Origin of the sequence: Tepidibacillus sp. HK-1, assembly GCF_001748485.2 — a bacterium.
Lineage (GTDB): Bacteria > Bacillota > Bacilli > Tepidibacillales > Tepidibacillaceae > Tepidibacillus_B > Tepidibacillus_B infernus.
Window position 1 is genome coordinate 83,137 of the sequence record NZ_BDGM02000007.1, and the last position, 18,751, is coordinate 101,887.

The following is an 18,751-nucleotide window of genomic DNA, read 5'->3' on the forward strand; positions in this document are numbered from 1 at the left end:
ATGAGGGGGATTTTTGATGAGTAACATTCAAGAAAGAATTGCCTATTTAGAAGGATTAGCTGAAGGATTAGAGATGTATCAAAATAAAAAAGAAGGTAAATTTTTTGAAGAAATTGTAGGTATTATGACAGAAATGAATCAAACCTTACAACATTTCATGGATCGACTAAGCGAATTAGAAGAGTATGTGGAAGCAATTGATGAAGACCTTAATGATTTAGAATGGGACTTTTATGAAGATGATGAAGACCTAGAAGACGATGAGCTCGAGGAGGGGATAGATGATGAATTATTGGTGATGGAAGACGACCAAAATGAAGGTTATTACCAAGTGGAATGTCCAACATGTCATGAAACGGTCATGATCGATCATCATTTACTTGAACATGACGAACCAACTGAGGTTGTTTGTCCGAATTGTAATGAAGTATTAATTATTGATGATGAGGATCAATATATTGGGACGAATACCACTTTATAAGTAATAATTCTTTTTATTTTACGGGACCCTTTTTAAGGGTCTCTTTTTCATTCTTTTAGCATAATTTGGTCAAGCAGGCATATGTATTAGTGAAGATTCTTAGTGGACAGGTTTAAGGGGGCAATGTGGTGAAAGAGGAGATCTTAAACGTTTTGCCAACAGAGATTCGGAAAATCATCCAGCAGATTGAGCAAAAACACAGTGAACAAATTGAAGAAATAAGAATACGGGAAAATCGTCCTCTCGAGATTGTTTACAGTGGTCATCATGCATTTCTCACTATAAAGGGAGAACTTACTTTAGATGTTAAAAAATCCTATCTACCTACAAATGAAGATACAATGAAAATGTTAAATTTAATTAGTAACCATTCGCTTTATCGTTTAGAAGAAGAATTAAAAAGAGGTTATATTACTGTCCATGGTGGACATAGAGTAGGTATATCAGGAAAAGTAATCATGGAAAAGGGAGAGGTTAAGACCATTAAAGATGTGACAAGCTTTAATATTAGAATTGCAAAGCAGAAGTTCGGAATGGCAGATCCCCTTATTCCATTTCTCATCAATTTAAGAGAAATGAAGGTGCACAATACTCTAATCATTTCACCCCCTCAATGTGGAAAAACAACGATATTAAGAGATTTGGCAAGACAATTAGGAACAGGGATTTCAAAATTTGCTTTTTTAGCTAAAAAAATAGGGATTGTGGATGAACGATCTGAAATAGCAGGAAGTGTAAGGGGAGTTCCACAAAATGATGTTGGATTAAGAACCGATGTATTAGATGCATGTCCTAAAGCTGAAGGAATGATGATGATGATTCGTTCCATGTCACCAGACATTTTGATTGTTGACGAAATAGGTCGGCAGGAGGACACATTAGCCATATTGGAAGCTAGAAATGCTGGTGTTCAAGTGATTGCAACTGCTCATGGAAGTGATATCCATGAAATCATAAAAAGGCCTTCCCTTTCTTCTCTTATCCAACAAGAGATCTTTACTAGATACGTCATATTAAGCAGGGAACGGGGAATAGGGACGATTGAAACGATTCTTAATGAACAGCTAAGGCCAATCACGGGAAAGGTGAAAAACTATGTTTAAGTTAATTGGTGCCACACTGATTATAGGTGCTTCTACTATAGCTGGATTTCAAATTGCAAGAAATTACCATGAAAGAACGAAACAACTAAGAATTCTTCAACAAGCTTTACAAATGCTTGAAACAGAGATCGTTTATGGGGCAGTACCCCTCCATTTAGCAATGGAGCATATTGGTCAGCGAATTACTAATGTTGTTAAAACATTTTTTCTTGAGATGAGTGAGAATTTAAAAATGCTGGACGGAGCTTCAACCTATGAATGTTGGCGGTTAAGTATAGAAAAACATTATCAAAAGACGGCATTAAAAACCCAGGACAAAGCAATCTTAATTCAATTTGGCCATACACTTGGCATCTCTGATCGAGAAGACCAGATGAAGCATATTCGTTTAACAATGCAAAATTTAGCTACGGAGGAACAGCTAGCAAGAGACGAACAAAAAATAAATGAAAAATTAAGCAAAAATTTAGGCGTATTATTAGGAATCTTAATCGTAATTTTGATGTATTAGAGGTGGGGAATATGACATTTGACGTAAATACTCTTTTTACAATTGCAGGAATCGGAATCGTTATCGCCATGATGCACACGATATTTAAACAAATGGGAAAAGAAGATATTGCTCACTGGATCACAGTGATTGGGTTTATCATTATCCTTTATATGGTTGCTACGTTCTTGAACGATCTTTTTCAAGAAATCAAAAGAGTTTTTTTATTTCAATAACGATACTTAGAGGGTGAAATGATGGAAATCATCCAAATTGTAGGACTGGCTTTTATAGCAACCATACTTTCCGTTTTATTAAAAGATCAAAAACCTCAATTTTCTTTTTTAATTACTGTTTTTACTGGAGTTGCTATCTTCTTATTCTTAATTGGGAAAATATCATCTGTAATCAATGTATTAGAAAGATTAGCTGTTCAAAGCAACGTCAATATAATTTACCTTGAAACCATATTAAAAATTATAGGTATTGCCTACATTGCAGAGTTTGGAGCACAAATGACAAAGGATGCGGGGCAGGGTGCAATTGCAGCGAAAATTGAATTAGCAGGGAAAATTTTGATTATGGTTATGGCAATCCCTATTATTAGTGTAATTATTGAAACGGTTATTCAATTGCTTCCCACTAAAGGATGATGAATATGAGAAGAAAACATGCTTTAATAATATTCTTAATTGCATTTATTTTTCTTGGGTTAAATCACCTTTCAGTAAAAGCAGCAATAAATCCTTCTGAAGAGATGATAAAAGAGCAACTAAAGGGAGTGGAAACCCAAAAAATAGAGCAATACTGGGATAAGCTCATGAATGAATATGGTGGTTTTTTTCCTGAAAATAAAAAGAGTTTGTTTGATATGGTTCTTCCTAGTCGTGATTTCAAATTACAGTCATTTTTTGTAGGACTTTTAAAATACTTTTTTTATGAAATTTTATACAACGCCAAACTAATTGGAACTATTATTCTTTTAACCGTATTTAGTACTGTTCTTCAACATATTCAAACCGCATTTGAAAAAAATACAGTGAGTAAAGTCGCATTTGCCATCTCTTACATGGTTCTTATCATCATTGCCATCAATAGTTTTACTGTAGCTATTAATTCAGCTAGAGATGCTATTCAAGAAATGATAAACTTTATGGTCGCCCTTATTCCTTTGGTATTAACCCTATTAGCCTCGATGGGAAATGCAATCTCTGCGGCCATGTTTCATCCGTTAATTATTTTCCTTATCAACGTGATCGGGACTGTAGTGTATAAGGTGATCTTTCCGTTAATCTTCTTTTCTGCTGTCCTATCCATTGTAAGCTCGATCTCAGATAAATTTCAGGTATCGCAATTGGCCAAGCTTCTAAGAAATATAAGTGTCGGGGCTTTGGGTGTTTTTTTAACCATCTTTTTAGGAGTGATCTCTGTTCAAGGGATGTCGGCTTCAGTGGCTGATGGAGTTACTCTTCGAACCGCTAAGTATATCACTGGAAATTTTGTACCTGTCGTTGGAAAAATGTTCTCCGATGCAGCAGATACGGTAATCGGAGCTTCATTGCTAGTTAAAAATGCAGTAGGAATGGCAGGTGTCTTAATCCTTTTATTGATTGTTATCTTTCCAGCGGTTAAAATTTTAACTTTAGCATTTATTTACAATTTGTCTGCTGCAATCATGCAGCCTTTAGGAAACAGTCCTATTATAGGAACACTTAATATGATTGGGAAAAATTTAATTTTTGTCTTCGCAGCTCTTGCCGCAATTGGTCTTATGTTTTTCCTTGCACTAACCATAATTATTACAGCTGGAAATATTTCTGTCATGATGCGATAGGATGTGAGCATATGATTGAGTGGATAAGCTCTTGGTTACAAAATATTATCTTAATCGTATTGTTAGCAACCTTTGTCGATCTTTTACTACCAAATTCCGATTTGCAAAAGTATTCTAAGATGGTTTTGGGGTTGTTGATTATGTTAACAATTCTTTCACCTTTATTAGATCTTTTCTCTAACCAATTTTCAGTCACAACGCTATTTCAACAACTGGATCAAAAGGCTTATTCAAAGGAAGATAGCGTTATTACGATGGAGGGATTTAATCAAAGCAATCAAATACCAGATACCTACCAAAAAAACTTAGTTGATAATGTAGAGAAAATTATGAAGGAGTATTTAAAAGAACAGCTAGAAAAACGTTTTAATATCACGGTCTTTGATGTCAATCTTGAAGCATCGATTGTTAATGAAGTATGGACGATCCAACAAGTTCGACTTAGCATAGTTGAAGGGCAAGGAAAAAGTGAACAAAACAACAAAAGTAATCAAAACGATGCACCCAATGAAATTGAAAATGTAAAGGCTGTATCGATTGAGATAGAACCATCTAAGAATCTTACGCAGTCTGGATTATTAGAATCTGAAAAAAGTATACATTCGATAGAAAATAAGCAAGTAAATGAGATTATAGCATTTATTCAAAAAGAATGGGGCTTACAAAAGGAACAAATTTTGATTAACTTTAATTCTGATTAGAGTGAGGGGGAAAGCAATGGACAAAGAAAAGCAGCAACATTGGTTACTGAAATGGCTTGGAGGTGAATCTGGAGAAAAAAAGCGTACGAATAAGTTGTTTGGGCTCGTCCTTTTGATCTTACTTGGCATGGCGATTATGCTTTTATCCCCAATTTTTGGGATTACTGAACAAGTGAAGCCCTATGATGCACCACCATTAACTGTACAAGAAACAGCTGGAGTGATTGATAAGACCCCATCTCCGAAAACCATGCAAGACTATGAAAAAATTTTCGAAAATCAATTAACAGATATACTTACAGATATGATTGGTGTTGAAGAGGTAACAGTTAAGGTAAATCTTGATTCAACTGAAGAGATTGTGATTGAAAAAAACAGGAATTATACAGAACAGCAAACAAAAGAAAGAGATAAACAAGGTGGAACTCGTGATATTACAGATATAAAAAAAGATGAACAAGTCGTACTTTATCAAACAGATAACCAAGAACAACCAGTCGTTCTTAAAACCCTAAAACCAAAAGTAAGGGGGGTTGTTGTCATAGCGAAGGGGGCTGAGAAAGTACAAGTTAAAGCGATGATTGCTGAAGCAGTCCAACGTCTTTTGGATGTCCCGCCATATAAAATTGCTATTCTACCGAGGAAAGGTTAGGAGGAATGAAAATGAAAATGAAAAAAACAGTTGAAAAATCTAAACAAACTGTGTGGGTATTGACAATGTTAACCGTAATGGTGGTCCTATCTGCTTACTATTTAGTGACAGATCCAATTACTCCCACACAAATGGCAACTACTAAAGAAATAACATCACCTGAGAAAACAACAATAGATGTAAATACAGAGGAGGTTAGTAAAGCTACAGATTTAACTGACGAAATCGGCTCAAATGAGAGTGATTACTTTGTTAGTTTAAAAATGGATCGTAATACGATGAGAACCAAACAATTAGATGATTATTACATGATGATGAAATCAGATTTATCTGAAGAAGCAATCGCCAATATTCAAGATAAAATCGATTACCTTCAATCGATCGAAGAGTCTGAGTTGGTATTGGAAAATCTAATCATTGCTGAAGGATATGATGATGCAGTTGTTTTAACAAAAGAAAATGGCGTTGATATCATGATACAGACCAATTCGATGAAAAAGGAAGACGCTGTAAAGATTATAAAGTTGGTTAGTGATCGACTTAATATTCCAGCAGTGAACGTTCATATTAAGCCAGTCGCATTCAATAAATAGGAATAAATAATAAAAATATTCGTAAAATTTTTAAAAATACGCCCGGTCAGCAGGAGATCGGGTTTGTTTGTATAATAATCTAATGTAGAATAAAAACAACTAGTGGCTTACCACTGGAATAAACCTATGGTATAATGTCGATTATGATTAAAGGAAACGGAGGTTAACAAAATGTTTAAAATTCATGAATTAAGAGAACTAATCAAACTGATTGATCAATCAAGTATCCAAGAATTTGAACTCGAGGTTGAAGGATCAAAATTGTCGATGAAAAAAAGAGGTGAGGAGCCGGTATTTATCACCGCACAACCACAAGTTCAGGCACCAGTTGCTCTTCAACAACCTACTCCGACACCACAAGTGGTAAAAGAAAAAGTAGAACCTGAAACGAAGGCGAATGCATCGGTAGTTGAAACTGTCCCAGCAAAAGTAGAGGATAAAAATCTTCATAAGATTAATTCGCCAATGGTGGGAACCTTTTATAAAGCACCTGCTCCAGATGCAGACCCATATGTAAAAGTTGGGGATAAAGTAAATGAAAAGACCATTGTTTGTATTGTTGAAGCAATGAAATTAATGAATGAAATTGAAGCAGAAGTAAAAGGAGAGATTGTTGAGGTTCTTGTAGAGAATGGGCAATTGGTTGAGTATGGCCAACCATTGTTTTTAGTAAAGGTTGAGTAGAGGTGGGAAGGAGATTATCATGTTTCATAAAGTATTGATCGCAAATCGTGGCGAAATTGCAGTAAGAATCATTAGAGCATGTCGTGAAATGGGTATTTTTACGGTAGCAGTTTATTCAGAAGCAGACCGTGATTCTTTACACGTAAAAATGGCCGATGAAGCCTATTGCATAGGGCCAACTGCTTCAAGGGATTCATATTTAAACTTCGCAAATATTATAAGCGTTGCTAAACTAACTGAGGCAGATGCAATCCATCCTGGGTATGGTTTTTTAGCCGAAAATGCCGATTTTGCTGAAGTATGCTCCTCTTTTCAAATTGAATTTATTGGACCAACACCTGATGCGATACAGAAGATGGGAGAAAAAGCTGTTGCAAAGGACACAATGAAAAAAGCAGGTGTACCTGTTGTACCAGGATCTGATGGTTTGATTGAGGATGTAGAAGAAGCCATTCAGTTAGCAAAGGAAATTGGTTATCCAGTGATTATTAAGGCGACAGCTGGTGGTGGTGGTAAAGGAATGAGGGTCGCCTATAATGATGAAGAGTTGCGAAAATCCATTCGTATGGCACAACAAGAAGCAAAATCAGCATTTGGTAATTCAGGGGTTTACCTTGAAAAATACTTAGAAGAACCTAGACATATAGAAATACAAATTATTGGAGACAAGTATGGAAATGTGGTACATTTAGGCGAAAGAGATTGCTCTATTCAAAGACGACACCAAAAGTTGATAGAAGAAGCACCTTCACCTGCCTTAACAAAAGAACTAAGGGAAAAAATGGGGGAAGCTGCTGTTCGTGCAGCAAAAGCAGTCAATTACCATGGAGCCGGTACCATTGAGTTTTTATTAGATAAAGACCAATTTTATTTTATGGAGATGAATACAAGAATTCAGGTTGAACATCCTGTGACTGAACTTGTTACAGGAGTGGATCTGATAAAAGAACAAATTCGTGTAGCAGCAGGGGAGCCCTTATCGTTTAATCAAGAAGATATCCAATTTAATGGATGGGCGATAGAATGCAGAATCAATGCAGAAGATCCTTTTAAAAATTTTATGCCATCGCCTGGGAAAATCAACTTTTATTTACCACCAGGAGGGCTTGGAGTCCGATTGGACAGTGCCGCTTATCCAGGTTATACAATATCTCCTTTTTACGATTCTATGATTGCAAAATTGATCGTTTGGGGAAGAGATCGTGATGAGGCGATCTCAAGAATGAAGCGTGCTTTAGATGAATTTACAGTCGAAGGGGTTAAAACGACGATTCCTTTTCACTTAAAACTCTTAAATCATGAGTTATTTATAAAGGGTGATTTTGATACCAAATTTTTAGAAAAGCACCCCATTCATAAAACATAATGTAAACTTGTCTTTTTTTACCTCCCATTGGTATAATAAACCCAAAGGACATTGGGAGGTAAAATCATGATAGAAAATGAGATCAAGGATTATGCAGTAACTGAAATCGGAACGATTCAGATCTCTCCGCAAGTTATTGAGGTCATTACCAAATTAAGTACGATTGAAGTAGAAGGTGTTGCAGGTTTAAGTGGTGGATTTACAGAAGGAATTGTAGAATTCTTGGGTCGTAATAAAAATACCACAAAAGGTATAAAAGTAGAAGTTGGGCAAAAAGAAACAGCTGTTGATGTCTCCGTGATTATAAAATACGGATATCCTATTCCTAAAGTGGCTGAGGAGATTCAGCAAAGTGTAAAAAATGCGATTGAGAGTATGACTGAATTAACCGTAGTTGAAGTGAATGTACATATTGATGCCATTCAAATTGAAGAAAAGGATGAATAATGAATGGAATAGTCCCCCTGTGCACAAACAGGGGGGTTCATAGGTTGGGAGGACGTCAAATGAAAAGTTTCGATCGTTTTTTCCTATTCCTTTACAGTATTACTTTCTTAATTGTATCGTTGGTTGCACTACTGGTAGGAGTGGGATTTCTACAATATAACTTGCTTATTGAACTTATTGAAAAGATCTATTTTGATTATTCATTTGTTTTATTAGGGATAAGCATAGTTACTTTGTTTTTTAGCATTTATTTCTTGGCTAGAAGTTTACAATCTAAAAAGGGAATCTCCACATTTCGTAAACGTTCAGAAATTGGAGAGGTTCAAATTTCAATGGAATCATTAGAAACTCTTGTAACTAGAGTTTCTTCTAAAGTCAAAGGTGTAAGAGAATTAAAAGCAAGGGTAAAACCGGAAGAAAACGGGACGATTACGATTCTAGTGAAAGTATTTGTTGATGGAGAAACGCCTATGCCTTTAATTACAGAAGAAATTCAACAACAGGTTAAAGAAAATATAGAACATATTTCTGGTATTATAGTTGGACAAGTGCATGTAATGATCTCCAATATTAGCCAAAATACTGTGAGAAAGCCTCGTGTAGAATAGGGGGGCTAATAGAATGTTCTTAAAACTTTGGGAAGACCATCCAGGTACTATAGTTGGGCTGATTAGTGGTTTATTTGTTGGATTTATCTTTTTATTCGTTGGGTTTTGGAAAACAATTATTTTTCTAGGCTTTGTTGGTATGGGGTTGTACATCGGGAAAAAAATAGATGCTAGAGAAGACTTGCATGATGTCTTAGCGGAAATCCTTCCAGAAAAATTCTTAAAATAAGATAGTCAACTAAGTAGAAACTATCATTCTTTTACACGTATTAAGCCACCTAGTATGGTGGTTTTTCTTTTTTGGTATGATAAGATAAAAGAGGAAATTTTTAAGAAGGAGAAATGACTGTGAAACGTAGTGTCTTAAGAGAAAAAGTATTACAAATTTTATTTCAAATGGATCTAGCTGATATTGAAATAGAGAATGCCATAGATTCAGTAACAGAAGACGAAAATTTTAGCGAGGAAGATCTCTCATTTATCAAAAATCGAGTAAATGGATCGTATCATCATCTTAAGGAAATTGATGAGGAAATTAGTCAATTTTTAAAAGGATGGCAACTAGATCGACTTGCAAAGGTTGACAGAGCGATTTTAAGGATGTCAACATTTGAACTGATGAATATTGAAGATGTACCTGTTAAGGTAACCCTTAATGAAGCAGTAGAATTAGCGAAAAGATTTGGTTCAGATCAATCTCCAAAATTTATAAATGGTGTATTAGGTTCAATGGTTAAAGCTAACCCACAGTGGGATTCAAAGGGACAGACGGTTACAGAATAGGAGTTAAAATGAGGAAAAAAAGTTTTTTGGGAATAGATACCAGCAATTATATGACATCAATCTGTTTTATTGATAAAAATAGGGAAGTACTCTATGAAGCAAAAAAGCTCCTTCAGGTTGGACATGGGAAAAGAGGACTTCAACAGTCGGAAGCCTTATTTCAACATGTCAGGAATTTACCTGAACTATTTAAAAATTGGCATGGCACAGAGGAGTTTGAACTAAGTGGAATTGCAGTTAGTCGTGCACCTAGGCCTGATAAAGATTCTTATATGCCCGTATTTTTAGCAGGGTTAAGTGTTGCTGAAAGTATGTCAGCAACGTTTCATGTTCCAATCTATTTTACAACGCATCAAGAAGGCCATATCGCTGCAGGGTTATATAGTGCAGAAAAACGACCAAAAAATAAGCATTTTCTTACAGTTCATTTATCTGGTGGAACAAGCGAGATTTTATTTGTAGATCAGATGGATTCAGGTTTTCAAATCATAAAGCTTGGGGGAACCCTTGATCTTCATGCTGGTCAACTCATTGATCGTATTGGTGTGCTACTCGGATTTTCATTTCCAGCTGGACGTTTTGTCGAGGAACTCGCCTTGTCAAGTCACACTGAGTTCAAAAGAATTCCTTCTTCAATCAAAGAGCTTTCTTTTCATTTTTCAGGTGCAGAGAATGAAGCAATGAAAAGAATTAAGAATGGTGAGCCTAAAGAAGAAGTAGCTAGGGCAATAGAGCACAATATTGCAACAACGATAAGTAAGGTATTAAGAAAAGCTATTGAACAAGGCTATCCAAAAGAAATTTTAATTGTTGGTGGGGTTGCTCAAAACCAATATATTCGAGAATATTTAATCAAACGTTTAGAACATAGAAGTGTTGGAGCAGCTCTGTTTTTTGCAAAAAAGGAATACTCTGGGGACAATGCTTTTGGAGTAGCAAACATCGGACTTAATCAATGGAATGTTTAGAATATTATTATGTTTTCCCTTTACAAAATCTTTCCTATCCATTTACACTAGATGATAATGATGAAATAATTTTTAGGAGGTCTATTTATGTCCGCGCAAATCATTAGTGGTAAAGAGGTAGCAAAAAGTATAAGAGAAGAATTAAAATTAGAAGTTGAAACGTTAAAAGAGCAAGGAATTACTCCTGGATTATCGGTTATTTTAGTAGGAAATGATCCTGCTTCCCACTCCTATGTCAAGGGGAAGGCAAAGGGGTGTGAAGAAGTTGGAATTAAATCTGAAGTGATTTACATGGAAGAAACAATTTCTCAAGAGACCCTTTTGGCAGAAATAGAAAGATTAAATCTAGATTCAAATGTTCATGGTATATTAGTTCAGTTACCTCTACCGAAACATATTGAAGAAGACGCGATCATTAATGCGATTGACCCTAAAAAGGATGTAGATGGTTTTCATCCAATCAATGTTGGGAAAATGATGATTGGTGAAGATGCTTATCTACCTTGTACACCACATGGGATCATTGAGTTAATTAAACGTACGGGCACTGAAATCAAAGGAAAGCATGCAGTTGTGATTGGCAGAAGTAATATTGTAGGTAAACCCGTTTCAATTCTTTTATTAAAAGAACATGCCACTGTCACCATTGCCCATTCTAGAACACAAAATCTTAAGGAAATTACGAGACAAGCAGATATTCTGGTGGTAGCAATCGGAAAGCCTCAAATTATCACAAAAGATTTTGTATCACCAGGAACACTCGTGATTGATGTTGGGGTTAATCGTTTAGAAACTGGGAAATTGGTTGGAGATGTTGATTTTGAAGGAGTCTCTAACGTCGCTAGTTATATCACGCCAGTACCAGGTGGAGTAGGGCCAATGACCATCACCATGTTATTAAAAAATACGATTGAAGCTGCAAAAAAAATAAACAAACTGAAGTAGGAGGATTTTTTTGATAATTGATCAAAATAAAGTATATAGTATTAAAGAATTAACCTTATATCTTAAGACTTTATTGGATCATGACCCAATCCTTTCAAAAGTATGGTTGCAAGGAGAAATCTCTAACTATACCCACCATTCTAGCGGGCATATGTATTTTACGTTAAAGGATGAAGAAAGCCGATTGCGTTGTATTATGTTTGCTGGAAATAACCGTTTTCTTAAATTTATTCCGAAAAACGGAATGAAAGTGATGGCAAGAGGGTATATCTCTATTTTTGAACGAGATGGTCAATATCAATTCTATATTCAGGAAATGCAACCAGATGGGATTGGTAAACTTTATTTGGCTTATGAACAATTAAAAGAAAAATTAGAAAAAGAAGGATTATTTGATCCGCTAAATAAAAAATTATTACCCCCCTACCCACAAACAATCGGGATTATTACATCTCCGACTGGCGCAGCAATTCGGGATATGATTATAACCATGAAGAGGAGATATCCTCTGGTAAACATCTTGCTTTTTCCTGTCTTGGTACAAGGACAAGGAGCTGCTGAATCAATCGCAGAGGCCATACAGAAGTTGAATCAATACGCTGGGATCGATATCCTAATTGTAGGGCGTGGTGGGGGATCGATAGAAGAATTGTGGGCTTTTAATGAAGAGATTGTTGCTAGGAGTATTTATCAATCAAAGATACCGGTGATTAGTGCAGTAGGGCATGAAACAGATTTCACCATTGCTGACTTTGTCGCAGATATCAGAGCAGCAACACCAACTGCAGCAGCTGAAATTGCTGTACCTCATATTGACGAATTAAAGGTAAGCTTAGCTTATTTAGTAAAGAGATTAGAAAAACGATTATTACAAAATGTAGAACATTCAAAAAACTTGTTATCCAATGTTCTACGCTCTATTATTTTTCGGCGCCCTGAACAACTGTGGTCTAACCAGATACAACAATTGGATCGATTGGAAGAAAGGTTAAACCACTCCCTACAACGTTATGTGTCGATTCACAAGGAAAAGGTTCAAAATGTTTATCAGCAGTTATTATTAGAAAAACCTGATCAAAAACTGAAAAGGGAAAGAGAAAAACTAAACTTTTTAAAAAGACAGCTCATTCGCGAACTTAAAGTGATTAAAGATCAATCCGAAAAAAAATTAGCAGTAAAAATGGGACAATTAGATGCTTTAAGCCCTTTAAAAGTAATGCAAAGAGGATTTTCAATCGCATATAATGAGGAAGGCACCCAATTATTAAAATCTATCCAACAAGTGAACTTAGGTGATATTATTCGACTTCGCTTGCAAGATGGACAGTTACACTGTCAGGTGTGGAGTTTGGAGGAAGAAAAAAATGAAAAATGAAGAGTTATTAACTGATGATCAAATCAATGAACTTTCTTTTGAACAATCATTAGAACGGTTGGAAATCATCGTGGAGAAGCTGGAGTCTGGGAATGTACCTCTAGAAAAAGCAATCGATCTATTCCAAGAGGGAATGAAATTAGCAAAACGTTGTCATTCAAAATTAGAAAATATCGAGCATAAAGTTGAAGTTTTGTTAGAAAAAGATGGCGAATGGCTTAAAAAACCATTTGAATATGATGAGGGAGTGGAATAAATACCAAGATGACAGTCATTAGTAATTACATCACTGAAAAAGCCTATCTGATTAACCAAGCAATTACTAAATTTTTACCATCAGATGGGGTGCCTTCCATTTTAAAAGAAGCTATGGAATACTCTTTAACCGCTGGAGGAAAACGGATTCGACCTGTTTTAGCAATCGCAACTTACGAAGCTTTTAATAAAAATGGTAATGACATTCTACCCCTAGCAATTAATCTTGAATATCTTCATACCTATTCGTTAATTCATGATGATTTGCCTTGCATGGATAATGACGATTTTCGAAGAGGAAAACCAACGAATCATAAAGTGTATGGCGAAGCAATAGCCGTTTTAGCTGGTGATGCGTTACTAACTCATGCCTTTGGTAATATGGCTAAATTTCTAAAAAAAATGTCTGTATCTATTGAAACGGCTTTACAAATAATTGAAGAGTTTGCTAACTACACTGGTGCAAGTGGAGTGGTTGGTGGCCAAGTCCTAGACATGCTAGGTGAGCAAGGTACCACCACATTAGAAAATTTACTTCAAATACATACACATAAAACAGGTGATTTATTGGTTTTCTCTGTTCGCTTGGGAGCCTTAGCAGCTGGTGCATCAGAATTTCAATTACAAAAACTAACAGAATTTGCGCGGAAAATAGGATTAGCTTTTCAAATCCAAGATGATATTCTTGATATCATTGGGGATTCGAATAAATTAGGGAAAAAAGTTGGAAGTGACCAAATCAATCAAAAAGTTACTTATCCATACTTTAAAGGGATCGAACAATCGAAAAAAGAAGTAGACGAACTAATTACATCAGCAAAAAAATCGATTCAGGATATTGGTATTGAGACCAATCATTTATATGAAATTGCTAATTTCCTCATATACCGGGAAAATTAAGATGAAATGGCTTTTGTTAATTTAATAGATTTATGGTATAATTATTGCTGTTTATTGGAGTGGTGCAGTATTTCTAGTCAACCTACCTATCTTGAAGACGGGCCTAAAAATCCGTCAAAGGGCACATCGATGAAGTTCTTGGTGTTGGCTTCTGACGCCCAGTCGGGGGTCGATGCTGGGAGTTAAGGTTGAAGGGCGATCCACAATGGCATGTGGGCGTAGACCCTTCTTCCGCGGAGGCCCAAGTTCGTAGTAAGGAGGTTCCTACCAAATTATTATGGCTTGGGGTATGAACCTGCAATGCGAGGTTTCACTTGTATGCAGCGTAGCCTGCCTTGAGTGATATAGTGTGGGATTATAGGCTAACAATAAATCATCTTCGGCCAAGATGATTTATTCGTTCTATATGAAATCTATATTGCAAAAGAGGCTAGGGATAGGTTAAAGGTTGTTGAGGAAAACTCCTAGACTGCTCATAATGAGGCTCTTTGAGGATTGTAGTGTGGACTAAGTGGTAATCTAGTCCAATGTTTGGTGACAACATTGAGGAGAGCGTAAAGGGAAACCGCCTTTTTGGCGACGAAAAGGTGTCTCTCTTGGGAAAACCTACTGGACCTAAGCCACAGTGTTTACTCAAAGAGTTACCACTCCAATATTGGCTTAAAAGATTAATATTAGGAGATTTACATAAATGAAATTTTCCTTTAAGGACTCTATAAAATGGAGTCTATTGATTAGTTTGGTTACCTTACTACTTTCCGCAACATTTACAATTGTTTCTACTATTGTATTAGCGGGTGTTGGTTGGGGAATAGGTATGGTAGTTGTCTTGATTATTGTGATCATAGGAGTCTTTTTTGATATGTTAGGGCTAGCTGCGGCCTCTGCACAAGAAAAACCTTATCATTCTATGGCTGCGGAAAAATTACATGGTGCTAAGCAAGCGATTAAGATTGTAAGAAATGCGGATAAGTTTTCTAATTTTTGCAATGATGTAATTGGAGATATTAGTGGAATTGTAAGTGGTACGGCTAGTGCAGCGGTGGTTTTACAGTTAGTATATACCTTTGGCGAAACGGAACAGTCTATGTTGTTTAAAGCGCTTTCTGTGCTGTTCACTGCTACTGTGGCGGCACTTACCGTGGGTGGTAAAGCATTGGGGAAAGCATTTGCCATTCAAAACTCGATAAGAATCGTTTTAAAAGTAGGTCAATTTTTTTATTTACTCGAAAAAAATTTTAACATAGAAATATTTAATGGAGATAAAAAGAGTAAAAAGAAAGTGAGGGGGAAAAATGGAGTTAAATCAAATTAAAGATCCAAAGCAAATTAAACCCCTTTCAGTAAAGGAATTACAAGTTCTTGCAGAAGAAATCAGAAATTTTTTAATTGAAAAGTTGTCCTTAACAGGTGGTCATCTTGCTCCAAACTTAGGGGTTGTTGAATTAACATTGGCTCTACACTATTTATATGATAGCCCAAAGGATAAGATTTTATGGGATGTTGGTCACCAAGCTTATGTTCATAAAATTTTGACAGGGAGATCAGATCAGTTTGATAGTTTGCGACAGTTTAAGGGGTTAAGTGGTTTCCCTAAACGGTCTGAAAGTGAACATGATGTTTGGGAAACCGGACACAGCAGTACATCTCTATCTGCAGCAATGGGATTAGCCATTGCTAGAGATTTAAAAAAAGAAAACCATCGAGTGATTGCTGTGATTGGCGATGGAGCAATGACTGGTGGGATGGCTTTAGAGGCTTTAAATCATATTGGACATGAGCAAAGAAATATTATGATCGTATTAAATGACAACGAGATGTCCATTGCGCCTAACGTAGGGGCTATCCATAATTATTTAGGTAAGCTACGAACGAATGTCCATTATGTCAAAGCAAAAGATGAATTAGAGGCATTATTAAATAAAATCCCAGCAATCGGTGGTAAACTGGCCAAAACTGCTGAACGGATTAAAGATAGTTTAAAATATTTGGTATTAAACGGAGTTTTGTTTGAAGAATTAGGTTTAACTTATTTAGGGCCAATTGATGGGCATAATATAGAAGAGCTAATCACAACTTTTAAGCAAGCTAACAAAACGGAAGGGCCTGTACTCGTTCATGTTGTCACCAAAAAGGGTAAGGGATATAAACCTGCAGAACTAGATTCTGATAAATTCCATGGGATTAGCCCATATAAAATTGAATCTGGAGAAGTTATGAAAAAAGATGGTCCACCAAGCTATACAGAGGTTTTTGGAAGCTCAATTGTAAAGATTGCAGAGAATAATACCAAAGTAGTTGCGATTACAGCTGCCATGCCAAGTGGTACAGGATTGAAAAAGTTCCAAGAAACGTTTCCAGATCGTTTTTATGATGTCGGTATCGCTGAACAACACGCTACTACAATGGCTGCTGGATTAGCGGTTGCTGGAATGAGTCCTGTTTTGGCTATTTATTCAACTTTTTTACAGAGAGCATATGATCAATTGATTCACGATGTTGCAAGGCAAAATTTACATGTAACCTTTGCGATTGATCGTGCAGGATTTGTTGGAGCTGATGGTGAAACACATCACGGCGTTTTTGATATTGCTTATCTACGTAGTTTGCCTAACATGATAATTATGGCTCCAAAGGATGAAAATGAATTACAACATATGCTTTATACGGCTATTGAAGAATGTGAAGGACCAGTTGCTATTCGCTATCCAAGAGGGAATGGAGTCGGGGTAGCGTTAGAAGATGCCTTTAAAAGAATACCTATAGGTAAATACGAAATTCTTAGATCAGGTCAAGATATTGCTATTCTTGCAGTGGGATCTATGGTACATATTGCTGAACAAGCTGCTGATCAACTGATGGAACTGGATATTTATCCAATGATTATTAATGCTCGATTTGTAAAACCATTAGATGAAGATTTACTGATGCAATTAGCTGAACAGCGATATAAAATCATCACGATTGAAGAAGGTGTTGAAAAAGGTGGTTTCGGTAGCGCAATTTTAGAATTTTATTCGAAACACCTTCAAAACGAAATGGAAGTAACAATCATGGGTATACCGGATGAATTTGTGGAACAAGGTAGTATGGCACAACTTCGAAATCTTGTAGGGTTGTCTGTTGGAAATTTAGTCAATCAAGTAAAAAACTTGGGAACTCAAATAAAGCAAAGGGCATAATGATGGCAAATAAAGAAAGACTTGATATTTTTGTAACTCAAAAAGGTTTTTTTCAGTCGAGAGAACAGGCTAGAAGAGCGATTATGGCTGGTCTAGTCAAAGTAAATGAAGAAGTGATCGATAAACCAGGTATGAAGATAGCAAATGATGCTAAAGTGACCATTAAAGGGGAGATACATCCTTTTGTTTCTAGGGGAGGGCTTAAGCTTTTAAAAGCGATAGAAACCTTTAAGATCAATCTGACAAATAAAATTGTGATTGATATTGGTGCTTCAACAGGTGGATTTACGGATTGTTCTTTACAACATGGTGCAAAAGAAGTGTACGCTGTGGATGTAGGATATGGACAATTGGCATGGTCTTTGAGACAAGATGAAAGGGTACATGTAATGGAAAGGACTAACTTCCGTTACTTAAAAAAAGAGGATCTAGTTTCCTTGCCACCAAACTTTGCAACCATTGATGTTTCATTTATTTCATTGAAAACCATTTTAGCCCATTTAACTTCTATTCTACAACCTAATGGTGAAATTGTGGCATTAGTAAAACCACAATTTGAAGCTGGTAAGTATCTAGTAGGGAAAAATGGAATTGTTAAGGACCCCAAAATTCATCTGGATGTTCTTAAAACAATGATAACTTTTGCCATAGATCATGGTTACAAAATACTAGGAGTTACCTTTTCGCCAATTAAAGGTGGAGAAGGAAATATTGAATTCCTCTTATACCTTCGTTATCAAACTAGTGAACAGTCGATAGAAGATCTTGAGGATTTAATTTTTCAAACAGTGAACCTCGCTCATCGTGAGTTATAACAACCCTTCAAGGGTTGTTTCTTTTTTAAAATTGATGGTTTGCTTTATTTTAAAATTAACGTATAATTATTCATAAGAATACATTGTTTCTTCCTGGAGGGAAATCATGAAAGGAAAAAGACATCTTAAAATCCGTGAACTAATAGCTAATAAGGATATAGAGACCCAAGATGAATTAGTTGATGAGTTAAGAAATGCTGGGTTTCAAGTTACCCAAGCAACGATTTCTAGGGACATAAAAGAACTTCATTTAGTAAAAGTTCCTATAGAAGATGGGAGATATAAATACTCCTTACCTGCTGATCAACGATTTAATCCATTACATAAGTTAAAGCGAACTCTTAGTGACAGCTTTGTTGGGATTGATTCCACTGAAAACCTGATCATATTGAAAACGCTTCCTGGTAATGCCAATGCACTAGGAGCGTTAATTGACCATTTACAATGGAATGAAATCATGGGAACTATTTGTGGAGATGATACCTGTCTAATTATTTGTCGCACTAAAGAAAATGCAAAGGAAATTTCAAAAAAATTCTTAGAAATGTTATAAAGCCAATATCAGATTA

24 protein-coding genes are annotated in these 18,751 nt (G+C 35.8%); all 24 read left to right on the plus strand.

The window, feature by feature from the left end; translation table 11 throughout:
* Positions 1-16 precede the first annotated feature (16 nt).
* The 24 genes from BEN26_RS05235 (at position 17) to ahrC (ending at position 18,735) form a co-directional block, all read left to right on the plus strand.
* Positions 17-481 carry a CD1247 N-terminal domain-containing protein gene (locus BEN26_RS05235; RefSeq protein ID WP_068723588.1) on the plus strand — a complete coding sequence of 155 codons (465 nt, stop codon included), beginning with the start codon at positions 17-19 and terminating at the stop codon, positions 479-481.
* Positions 482-609: 128 nt separating this feature from the next.
* Positions 610-1,584 carry a stage III sporulation protein AA gene (spoIIIAA, locus tag BEN26_RS05240; RefSeq protein ID WP_069797599.1) on the plus strand — a complete coding sequence of 325 codons (975 nt, stop codon included), beginning with the start codon at positions 610-612 and terminating at the stop codon, positions 1,582-1,584.
* The gene (gene spoIIIAB / locus BEN26_RS05245) at positions 1,577-2,095 is read left to right on the plus strand and encodes a stage III sporulation protein SpoIIIAB (protein ID WP_068723592.1); all 519 of its coding nucleotides are present in this window, start codon (positions 1,577-1,579) and stop codon (positions 2,093-2,095) included. Before spoIIIAA ends, spoIIIAB begins: the two co-directional genes overlap by 8 nt.
* A gap of 11 nt (positions 2,096-2,106) precedes the next feature.
* Positions 2,107-2,310, plus strand: coding sequence for a stage III sporulation protein AC (spoIIIAC, locus tag BEN26_RS05250; RefSeq protein WP_068723595.1), 204 nt, complete (start codon positions 2,107-2,109; stop codon positions 2,308-2,310).
* Positions 2,311-2,331: 21 nt separating this feature from the next.
* Positions 2,332-2,727, plus strand: a complete 396-nt coding sequence (gene spoIIIAD, locus BEN26_RS05255) for a stage III sporulation protein AD (protein ID WP_068723597.1) — start codon at positions 2,332-2,334, stop codon at positions 2,725-2,727.
* Positions 2,727-3,908: a stage III sporulation protein AE gene (spoIIIAE, locus tag BEN26_RS05260; protein ID WP_068723599.1), complete on the plus strand. Its 1,182-nt coding sequence runs from the start codon at positions 2,727-2,729 to the stop codon at positions 3,906-3,908. Before spoIIIAD ends, spoIIIAE begins: the two co-directional genes overlap by 1 nt.
* Before the next feature lie 11 nt (positions 3,909-3,919).
* Positions 3,920-4,609 carry a stage III sporulation protein AF gene (spoIIIAF, locus tag BEN26_RS05265; protein ID WP_069797597.1) on the plus strand — a complete coding sequence of 230 codons (690 nt, stop codon included), beginning with the start codon at positions 3,920-3,922 and terminating at the stop codon, positions 4,607-4,609.
* A gap of 16 nt (positions 4,610-4,625) precedes the next feature.
* Complete coding sequence (spoIIIAG, locus tag BEN26_RS05270; protein WP_068723603.1) at positions 4,626-5,261, plus strand: stage III sporulation protein AG; 636 nt, start codon at positions 4,626-4,628, stop codon at positions 5,259-5,261.
* 11 nt (positions 5,262-5,272) lie between these two features.
* Entirely contained in the window at positions 5,273-5,854 is a 582-nt protein-coding gene (locus BEN26_RS05275; protein ID WP_069797595.1) for a SpoIIIAH-like family protein, read from the plus strand.
* A 171-nt stretch (positions 5,855-6,025) separates the two neighbouring features.
* A complete protein-coding gene (accB, locus tag BEN26_RS05280) occupies positions 6,026-6,538 on the plus strand; it encodes an acetyl-CoA carboxylase biotin carboxyl carrier protein (RefSeq protein ID WP_068723608.1) in 513 nt (170 codons plus the stop codon).
* 19 nt (positions 6,539-6,557) lie between these two features.
* Complete coding sequence (gene accC, locus BEN26_RS05285) at positions 6,558-7,904, plus strand: acetyl-CoA carboxylase biotin carboxylase subunit (protein WP_069797592.1); 1,347 nt, start codon at positions 6,558-6,560, stop codon at positions 7,902-7,904.
* Between the two features lie 66 nt (positions 7,905-7,970).
* On the plus strand, positions 7,971-8,351 hold the full coding sequence (locus BEN26_RS05290) for an Asp23/Gls24 family envelope stress response protein (protein ID WP_069797590.1): 381 nt from the start codon (positions 7,971-7,973) through the stop codon (positions 8,349-8,351).
* A 59-nt stretch (positions 8,352-8,410) separates the two neighbouring features.
* Positions 8,411-8,959: an alkaline shock response membrane anchor protein AmaP gene (amaP, locus tag BEN26_RS05295; protein ID WP_181482205.1), complete on the plus strand. Its 549-nt coding sequence runs from the start codon at positions 8,411-8,413 to the stop codon at positions 8,957-8,959.
* A gap of 13 nt (positions 8,960-8,972) precedes the next feature.
* The gene (locus BEN26_RS05300) at positions 8,973-9,188 is read left to right on the plus strand and encodes a DUF2273 domain-containing protein (RefSeq protein ID WP_069797587.1); all 216 of its coding nucleotides are present in this window, start codon (positions 8,973-8,975) and stop codon (positions 9,186-9,188) included.
* A gap of 119 nt (positions 9,189-9,307) precedes the next feature.
* Complete coding sequence (nusB, locus tag BEN26_RS05305; RefSeq protein WP_068723618.1) at positions 9,308-9,742, plus strand: transcription antitermination factor NusB; 435 nt, start codon at positions 9,308-9,310, stop codon at positions 9,740-9,742.
* Between the two features lie 8 nt (positions 9,743-9,750).
* Entirely contained in the window at positions 9,751-10,710 is a 960-nt protein-coding gene (locus BEN26_RS05310; RefSeq protein ID WP_069797585.1) for a Kae1-like domain-containing protein, read from the plus strand.
* An 87-nt stretch (positions 10,711-10,797) separates the two neighbouring features.
* Positions 10,798-11,655, plus strand: coding sequence for a bifunctional methylenetetrahydrofolate dehydrogenase/methenyltetrahydrofolate cyclohydrolase FolD (folD, locus tag BEN26_RS05315; RefSeq protein ID WP_069797583.1), 858 nt, complete (start codon positions 10,798-10,800; stop codon positions 11,653-11,655).
* Positions 11,656-11,668: 13 nt separating this feature from the next.
* Positions 11,669-13,030, plus strand: coding sequence for an exodeoxyribonuclease VII large subunit (gene xseA, locus BEN26_RS05320; protein WP_069797713.1), 1,362 nt, complete (start codon positions 11,669-11,671; stop codon positions 13,028-13,030).
* Entirely contained in the window at positions 13,020-13,286 is a 267-nt protein-coding gene (xseB, locus tag BEN26_RS05325; RefSeq protein WP_069797581.1) for an exodeoxyribonuclease VII small subunit, read from the plus strand. Before xseA ends, xseB begins: the two co-directional genes overlap by 11 nt.
* An 8-nt stretch (positions 13,287-13,294) precedes the next feature.
* Positions 13,295-14,185, plus strand: coding sequence for a polyprenyl synthetase family protein (locus BEN26_RS05330; RefSeq protein ID WP_069797578.1), 891 nt, complete (start codon positions 13,295-13,297; stop codon positions 14,183-14,185).
* A gap of 691 nt (positions 14,186-14,876) precedes the next feature.
* Positions 14,877-15,500: a hypothetical protein gene (locus BEN26_RS05335; protein WP_068723628.1), complete on the plus strand. Its 624-nt coding sequence runs from the start codon at positions 14,877-14,879 to the stop codon at positions 15,498-15,500.
* Positions 15,481-17,367 (plus strand): 1-deoxy-D-xylulose-5-phosphate synthase, encoded by a 1,887-nt coding sequence (gene dxs, locus BEN26_RS05340; RefSeq protein WP_069797576.1) that lies wholly within the window; start codon positions 15,481-15,483, stop codon positions 17,365-17,367. The genes BEN26_RS05335 and dxs overlap by 20 nt, the downstream gene beginning before the upstream one ends.
* Positions 17,367-18,182 (plus strand): TlyA family RNA methyltransferase, encoded by an 816-nt coding sequence (locus tag BEN26_RS05345; RefSeq protein WP_399168017.1) that lies wholly within the window; start codon positions 17,367-17,369, stop codon positions 18,180-18,182. Before dxs ends, BEN26_RS05345 begins: the two co-directional genes overlap by 1 nt.
* 103 nt (positions 18,183-18,285) lie before the next feature.
* The gene (gene ahrC / locus BEN26_RS05350) at positions 18,286-18,735 is read left to right on the plus strand and encodes a transcriptional regulator AhrC/ArgR (protein ID WP_068723634.1); all 450 of its coding nucleotides are present in this window, start codon (positions 18,286-18,288) and stop codon (positions 18,733-18,735) included.
* The last annotated feature ends 16 nt before the right edge of the window (positions 18,736-18,751 follow it).